The 903-nt window shown below is 59.1% G+C and carries 1 protein-coding gene; it reads left to right on the top strand.

The features are described from left to right. Nucleotides 1–213: 213 nt before the first annotated feature. Nucleotides 214–903: RHS repeat domain-containing protein (locus tag Xmir_RS22205; protein ID WP_479688420.1), on the top strand; the 690-nt coding region annotated here is incomplete at its 3' end.

Genomic DNA, 903 nt, shown 5'->3' with positions numbered 1-903 from the left:
CGCCCGCACCCGCAGAACGGCCGCCCGCCGCCCAGACAAGCTGGTCAGCGTCCAGCCGTTGCCGACAATCCTGAAAGTGTACCTCGGCGTTTTGGGTTCGCGGCCGTTAACGGAACAGGTAAAAGCCGTTCTTTAATAGCATGATATTGAAAGGAAAAATGACGTAAAAAAGTATGACCGCACCCGGACTCGTCTGAGGATGGCCTCAACGAGATAGACGGGGAACGTATTTACCAGAAAGGCCACCGGTTACGGCAACTGGGTCAGCACCTGTTCGAGTATGATGAGGCCGGGCGGATGACCGCGATGCAGCTGTGGCAGGAAGGCCACCGCGCTCAGCTCACCAAGTTCAGGTGGAACAGCCAGAACCAGCTTATCGGGGTACTGACGCCGGGCGGCCAGCAGTGGGATTACCGCTACGACGCGTTCGGGCGGCGCACGGAAAAAGTGTGCGAACGGGCGGGACTGCGCACCACCTGCCTGTGGGACGGCGATGTGCCGGCGGAAATCCGGGAATACCGGCACAACCGGCTGTACAGTATCCGTCATCTGGTGTTTGATGGCTGGCAATTACTGGCGCAACAGGTGCAGTTTTTTAGCCTGAACCCGGAAAACCGCCATGAACTGCTGGCCGGGGAGATTCAGACCCAGTATGCGGTATGCGCCCCAACGGGTGAACCGCTGGCGCTGTTTGATGCCGCCGGGCACCGGGTCTGGCGCCAGCCGCCGCAGAGTTTGTACGGATTGCGTCTCGGTGTGCCGGGGGAAAATGCCGAACTGAATCCGGGATTAAAATTCGCCGGTCAGTGGCTGGATGAGGAGAGCGGGCTGGTCTACAATCGGTTTCGGTATTTTTTGCCTGTTGCGGGTGTGTACCTGACACCGGATCCCATTGGGCTAATG

It is taken from the genome of Xenorhabdus miraniensis (assembly GCF_002632615.1).
This window is presented reverse-complemented; position numbering and strand designations above follow the sequence as displayed.